Annotated in this window: 5 protein-coding genes; 1 reads left to right on the top strand and 4 read right to left on the bottom strand. The window is 68.7% G+C overall.

Annotation, left to right across the window (positions count from 1 at the left end):
* Positions 1-99 precede the first annotated feature (99 nt).
* From MID12_RS32180 to MID12_RS32195, 4 genes are all read right to left on the bottom strand, one after another.
* A complete protein-coding gene (locus MID12_RS32180) occupies positions 100-909 on the bottom strand; it encodes a class II aldolase/adducin family protein (protein ID WP_205616918.1) in 810 nt (269 codons plus the stop codon).
* Positions 910-1,024: 115 nt separating this feature from the next.
* Positions 1,025-2,668 (bottom strand): FAD/NAD(P)-binding protein, encoded by a 1,644-nt coding sequence (locus MID12_RS32185; RefSeq protein ID WP_078844648.1) that lies wholly within the window; start codon positions 2,666-2,668, stop codon positions 1,025-1,027.
* Between the two features lie 164 nt (positions 2,669-2,832).
* Positions 2,833-3,828, bottom strand: a complete 996-nt coding sequence (locus tag MID12_RS32190; RefSeq protein WP_078844647.1) for a helix-turn-helix domain-containing protein — start codon at positions 3,826-3,828, stop codon at positions 2,833-2,835.
* 898 nt (positions 3,829-4,726) lie between these two features.
* A complete protein-coding gene (locus MID12_RS32195) occupies positions 4,727-5,248 on the bottom strand; it encodes a hypothetical protein (protein WP_263163907.1) in 522 nt (173 codons plus the stop codon).
* 491 nt (positions 5,249-5,739) lie between these two features.
* Here MID12_RS32195 and MID12_RS32200 point away from each other — a divergent pair.
* A partial coding sequence (locus MID12_RS32200; RefSeq protein WP_263172756.1) for a serine hydrolase domain-containing protein occupies positions 5,740-7,053 on the top strand: 1,314 nt, incomplete at its 3' end.

The raw sequence follows: 7,053 nt of genomic DNA on the forward strand, positions 1-7,053 counted from the left end.
CCACCCCCCGCGCCACCGCACCCGGCGCACCCCGCACATCAAGAGGCTGCTCCCTCAAGAACCTTGAGGGAGCAGCCTCTTCACATGGCGCCGGTCGCGCTACTCCTCCAGGAAGTCGGGCTGCTCATGGACGATCTCGTCCCAGAGCAGCTGGAAGCTGAACCAGCCCAACTGCCGGTCCCCGAACCCGTCACGGGCCGCCAGGGCCTGCTCGTGGTTCATCGGCTCGGCCTCGCCGACCGCCGCGAGCAACTGCACCTGGGCCGCGGCCTCGTAGGTGAAGAACCAGTGCACCGCCTCGTCGACCGTGCCGCCCGCGGTGATCAGCCCGTGATGGCGCAGCAGGATCGCCCGCTTGCCGTCCATGCGCCGGGCGATGTCCTGCCCCTGCTCCAGGCTGATGGAGGGGCCTTCGTAGTCGCCGTAGAAGACCTGGTCCTGGTAGAAGGCCGCGGACTCCTGGTCCAGCGGCTCCAGCAGCCTGCCCAGCGCCCCGAGCGCACGGGAGTAGGGGGTGTGGCCGTGCGCCGCGGCGGTCGCCCCGGGGTGGAGGCGGTGGACGGCGGAGTGGATCACGAAGGCGCTGGGATTGACCCGGTGACGCCCCTCGACCACCCGGCCCCGGGAGTCCACCAGGATCAGATCACGCACCTTGACCCGGCTGAAGGAGACACCGAAGGGATTCACCCAGAACCGGTCCTCGTGCTCGGGGTCGCGCACCGAGATGTGCCCCGAGATCCCCTCCCCGTAGCCGTACTTGCCGAACAGGCGAAGCGCGGCCGTCAGACGCTGCTTGCGGTGCCTGCGGTCCTCCTCCACCGAAGCGAAGACGGGCTCCGTGGGCAGCGGCAGCCCGGTGTGGGTGTCCGCCAGATAACTGGCCCGGTCGGTTGTCGCGGTATCGCTCACGCCATCTCTCCTCAAGAAAAGGGGGGGGTGAAAGGGGTGGGTGTGGGACGGCCGGCCCCGCCCGGGGCCGGAGATCGAAGCGGCCCCGGCGGCCGCACGCCGCCGGGGCCGGCGCTCACGCCACCACCACCGGGTCCGCGGACCCGAAGGCGCTGCGCGCGGCCTGCCGGTGGACGGCCTCGGCGATGTCGACCGCACGGTCCACCAGAGAAGGGACACCGAAGGTGAAGAAGAGCGAACCCGAGGCCAGATCCCCCAACGCGTAGACCTGCCGGTCGACCTCACCCTCCCGCAGCAGCCCGCTGGTGGCCCGCGCCACCCGGACCCCGCCGCGCGGATGCAGCAGACCCAGCCCCTGCTCCTCCAGCGAACGGACGAGCGCCGCGGCACCCCGCGGGATGCGGTGCACCGGCGGACTGACCGCGTTGACCACGACATCGGCCTCCCGCAGCCCCTCCTCGCTGTGCACCTCGAAGCCCCCCGAGGAACGCGGCATGATCTTCTCCACCCCCCGGACCACCTCGAACAGCCCGCGATCGGCCTGCCGCAGCAGCGTCGCCGCACTGGAGGCGGGCATGGGGCAGCACATGCTCATCACCGTGCGGTAATGGCGCGCCAGCACCTGCGACTTCTCGAACTCGGGCAGCAGCGGCCACACGTCCGGACCCGCGTCCGGCACCGCCCGCTGCAGGATCCGCAGCCCGATGTCGTCGCTGTCCACCAGCGCGGTCTGCCGACGCAGCCGCACCAGCGGATCCTCCTGTCCGCACGAGGAGATCTCCCGCGAGACCGCCCCGGCATCGCAACCGGCGGCCGACAGCTCGGTGTGCATCAGGGCCACGGCGTCCGCCAGGGTGAGCCGCTCGCCGCGCGCGGCCATCGCCCTGAAGTGCGCCGCGCTGAAGTGGCGCAGGTCGTACTCGACGGGACGCTGGCGCACGCTCGGCAGAATCCCGTGCCGGGAGGCCAGCGCGATCCCCCCGGTGTGCCCGGCGGCGGCCAGGGTCAGCGCGACGTCCACGGCCGTCAGCCCGCTGCCCACCACCACGACCCGGTCCGAGCGGCCGATACCGGCCAGCTGCTGCACCACCGGGTACGGGTCGGCGATGAAACCGGGACTGCCCTCCAACCGGTGCGGGTCCGCGGGCTTGCCGGTCCCCACGCACAGCACGGCCTGGTCCAGGACATGCAGACCGCCGTCGCCGGTACGGGCCAGCAGCGCCCCGTCCTGCCGGGCCAGGCCGACCACCGCCTCACGCACCAGCGCGATACGGGCCCCGCGCGCCGCGAGCCGGCTCAGCGCACTGCGGGCGCACTGCTCGAGGTAGTCCCCGTACAGCGCCCGCGGCGGGAAGACGATCCGGGACAGGGGGTCCAGGTGGTCCAGGCCGGTGCCCAGCACCACCCGGCGCGCCTTCAGCCAGTCCGTGAAGTGCTCCGGGTCGCCGTCGCGGACGGTCATGTCCTCCGGCGGCGCGTTCACCCTCAAGGTCGCCGCGTCGGGCTGGTAGGCCCGCCCCCGCCACAGATGCGGAGAAGGGTCGAACACCGTGACGGCCCCGGGAACTTCGTCCCGCTGACTCAGTGCATCGAGCATGCACACTGCGGAGGCCCCGCCTCCGACTATTCCAATTCTCACGGGAATCGGCATACGAAAACCCCGTTCAACGATGCGGACACAATCTGGTTTCTTTCCGATGGGGGACCGGAGAGGCCCGATTCTGAGAAGGGGCGAACCGTCGGGAGGCTGATCCCGCATCCTCGAAATCAGGAGCTATTTTCCCGGTTTCCCGCCGCGTTCTCTGATGCGGACGCGCATACGAAATAGCGATTTTGCGCACACGAGCCGCCTACCCGGAACCGCCGGCCGCGGACAGCAGCCCGAACGGTGACGGAGTGTGCACAATTGGGGGACGACGGGCGCTATGCGGAGCCCGGCTGCGACTGGCCCCGCCGCCACTCGCGAGGCGTCACCCCGTAGCGCTGCCGGAACAGCTTGCTGAAGTGCGAGGCGCTGTCCAGCCCCCAGCGCCCCGCGATGTCGGCCACCGTCAGATGCGCCGTCCGCGGATCCGACAGGTCCTCCTTGCAGCGCCGCAGCCGCTCGCCGCGGATCCACAGGGCCGGACTCGTGCCCTCCTCCTGGAAGAGCAACTGCAGGTAGCGCAGGGAGATGTTGTGGCTCCTGGCCAGGTACCGCGGGCTCAGCTCACGCTCGCCCAGACGGGCTCGGGCGAAGGTCTTCACCCGGTGCAGCAGGGCCTGGCGCGCGACGGCCGGGTCCTGGCCGCCGCCCCCCAGCACTTCCGAGCACACGGCGCTGACCAGGCAGGCGACACTGTCGCCCAGCCGGTCCGCCACCGCCCGGTCGAGCTCGGCCATGTGCAGCGTCGCACTGCGCAGCAGCCCGGCCAGGAGCACGCTGGCCCCCTTCGCCCCGCACCAGGTGGCCGCCCGCAGCGGATGCTTGAACCCCGCCCGCAGATCGACCAGGCGGTGGTCGAACTTCACGCTCACCATGTGGATCGGCCGCTGCATACGCAGGGTGTAGGGGCGGGAGCTGTCGTAGCAGAAGAGGTTGCCCGTACGGGCCGTGGCGCTCTGCTCGTCCTGGCTGACCTGCACCTCACCGTCCAGCACACAGGTCAGGTGGAGCGAGGCGGTGGCGGCCTGGTTCGCCAGCAGCTCGGTGCGCTCGACGGCATGAGGACTGGCCCGCACCTCCGCGAGCTGCACGTTTCCGAAGACACCGGTGGCGATGGCGCCCTGGAAGCTGCCCGGCTCCGTGCGGTAGACCCGCAGCGGCCCGCACGCCTCGGCCACCAGCTCGCCCCAGAACTGGAAGCCGCGGTGCGAGCCCGAGTCCTGCGTGCGCAGGATCCGCACCGGACCACGCGAATCGACCTGCACAGCGCTCATCAGCACCGTCCCGTCTCTGCCCGCTGCGCTGAACTGATGGGAAAAACAGGTAAATGTCGGCTTTCCATGCGCATGGAGGACCCCTTCGTTGTCACGGAGGTGAACGGGGGAGCGGCGGCCAGGCAACTCTGCGGGTAACGAGCTGGTCACGGAAAGCGCGATTCGGGCCACGGGTCAAGGGGAGACCCTCACTCTCTGTGCACGCATCGGCGAGCCGGAGGCCCCCCGACTGTGCAACGAGTAGCGGAAGCGGAATTGAAAGCAAGTGTTCCGTTTTAATCGCCCAAGATTTTCTGCAGCGCCGACCGGTGATGGCCTGCATTATTATCAGGCCCCTCCGGACGACACCCTCCCGGATTTCAGAGATAAACATTCTCAAGCGCCGAGGCCAAAAGTGTCACCTTGACGCAAGAAATTGGTCGGCACCCCGAGCCGATTCTTCCTCTGGATCATGAGACGAACACAGAACCCGAACCGGTGTTTATATTCCACCGCGCAGAACTTCCCCTCCCGCGACGCGACACAAGTTCCCCCGCACCCGGCCTTTCCTCCTGCCGATTTCCATGTTTCGCGCGAGGACTACGGGCACGGGGACACCACCGGCGACCGCAAAATCAGCGAGGGAGACCCCGGCCGCCACACCCCGCCCCCTCCGGCAGGACGGCCTGATACACCGTCAGATTGGCAGCGGACACCCGCCGACTATGACGTACTCGATCACCGAACCGGGCTGCGGCGCGGCGCGGCGACGCTGAACCCCGTGCCGCCACGTCCTCCGCGGCGAGAACGCCGCCGAGCAGACCGGAGCCGAGAGGGCTCCAGGCGTGCTGCTCGGGGAGGTCGGTGACACGGCTGGCGGGCGTCCGGCCGCCGATGCCGTAGGCGCAGCAGGCGGACATCACCGCCGAGGCCGGAACCCCCCAGAGACGGGGAAGCAGCGACGGCGCGAGCCGAGCCCGGCCCCATACAGGGCCGCGACCTCCCGCGCCGTCGTCCGAGGCCTTGACCAGGGATCGCAGCCCTCGTTGGGACCCTCGGCCATCAGCCCCATGTTGTCGATGTCCTCGCACCGGTTGCCCTGGATCAGGACGTCGTGGCTGGCGGGCGTGTCGCTGGCGAAGGTCTGCATGCAGTCGGCGTGACCGCTGTCGTTGCCGGTGCCCGTGACCGTGTTGCCGAGGATCCTCAGATCGGTGCCGAAGAACCGCATCCCGTCACCGTCGCCGCCGACGACCGGGTGGGAGATCCAGACGTTCTGGAGCGTGATGCCCTCTCCCTCCCTCTCGACGCCGAGCGCGGAAGGCTCGTCCACGGTGTAGCCATCGACCACCACATGGTCGGTCTCGACCGAGATACCTGCGACCGCCTGGCCATCGGGGCCGTAGTAGGTGATCGGGCTGTCGGCCGCACCCGCCTGCACGCGAAGGGGATGGTGCGGTTCGAGACCTCAGATGCGTGAGAGCCAGCCCCCCGGCAATGCCCCCTCCTCGTACGAAGCCGCGCGGGACGGAGTCACTGCGTGCCCCGACGGGAGAGGGCCCGCAGAGGGTCTCGCCAGTCTCTTGCGGAAGAACCAAAGCTTCCCTCACCGTGGAACTCGCGGCACGGGCTGGGGCGTTCGCGGGTTCGGCTCCGGTCGGTACGCCAAGAGCCAGCGAGGGATAGTGTCGGTGGCATGAGCCTGACAAGTGGTGGAGAGGCGCGACCCCTCGCTCGCCGCGACGACAGCCTTCACCCAAGAAGCCGGCCTGAGCACCCTCGCGACCCCGAGCCTCAACCGAGCCGCCGCCTCCTCCACCACAGGCACCCAGCGCGTGAACACCCTGCGCTCCAGGCCCACTTGAAACCCGAGCCGCTCTCCCAACCCCCAACGCACCCTGCCGGTACCCCAACTCACCCCTGAAGGCCCCCATGCGCATACCCGCCACCACCGCAGCAGTCGCACTGCTCACCGCCGTCGCCCTCCCCGCCAGCGCCACCGACGCCCCCCTCACCCCCTCCCACAAGACCACCACCGGCCCAACAACCCCACACCACAACACCAGAGCCCGATTCGACCGCCCCTACCACGGATTCGCCCCAGCAAATACCGTGCTACGCCCCGGAACCCCCGTACACGCAGGACTCGACACCGGCCCCATCAAGGCATTCCAACGCTCACTCGCCACCTGGACCAACCCGGCCAGCGGCGAGAACTACCTATTCCCCGGTGCCACCACCCTGATGGCACACAACGGCACCGTCGTCGAGCGCAGCACCACCGGCCACGCCGTCAAATACGCCGACGCCACCCACGAACTCCCCGACGACCAGAAAGTGCCGGCCCGCACCGACACCATCTACGACCTCGCCTCAATCTCCAAACTCTTCACCTCACTGATAGCCGTACAACAACTCGAAACAGGCACCCTCGACCTGGACACACCCGTCGCCCACTACCTGCCCGAATTCGCCGCCAACGGCAAAAGCGACATCACCATCAAGGAACTGCTCACCCACACCTCGGGATTCGACGCCGACCCGGTGCCCTCGCTCTGGCAGGGCTATCCCGACATCCCCTCCCGCAAGCAAGCCATCCTCGACACCAAACCCATCAACCCCCACGGCACCACCTACCTGTACTCGGACCTGAACATGCTCACCATGCAACTGGTCCTGGAAAAAATCACCGGAAAATCACTGGACGAACTCGTCCGCGAAAACATCACCAAACCGCTCCACATGACCGACACCGGCTACAACCCCCCGAAATCCAAACTCCCCAGAATCGCCGCCACCGAATACCAGACCACTCCGGCACGCGGCATGGTCCGCGGCTCGGTACACGACGAAAACTCCTGGTCCCTGAACGGCATCGCCGGCCACGCCGGAGTCTTCTCCACCGTCGACGACCTCGCCGTACTGGCCCAAACCCTCCTCAACGGCGGCACCTACAAAGGCCACCGCCTCCTCAGCGAACACGGAGTGAAGCTGATGGAGGAGAACTTCAACCAGGCCTTCCCGGACGACTCCCACGGCCTCGGCTTCGAACTCAACCAGATCTGGTACATGGGCGGCCTGTCCGGACCCCAAACACTCGGCCACACCGGCTACACCGGAACCTCCCTGGTCATCGACCCCGCCTCCCGCTCCTTCGCCATCCTCCTGACCAACCGCGTCCACCCCAGCCGCAACACCCCCTCCACCAACACCGCCCGACGAGGAATCACCCAAGCCCTCGCCCAA

Origin of the sequence: Streptomyces sp. SCSIO ZS0520 (assembly GCF_025643355.1) — a bacterium.
Lineage (GTDB): Bacteria > Actinomycetota > Actinomycetes > Streptomycetales > Streptomycetaceae > Streptomyces > Streptomyces physcomitrii.

Bases quoted from the DNA above. Each gene is read 5' to 3' on its own strand.
- MID12_RS32185 (WP_078844648.1), bottom strand. From the start codon at position 2,668: ATGCGGGATCAGCCTCCCGACGGTTCGCCCCTTCTCAGAATCGGGCCT.
- MID12_RS32190 (WP_078844647.1), bottom strand. From the start codon at position 3,828: ATGAGCGCTGTGCAGGTCGATTCGCGTGGTCCGGTGCGGATCCTGCGC.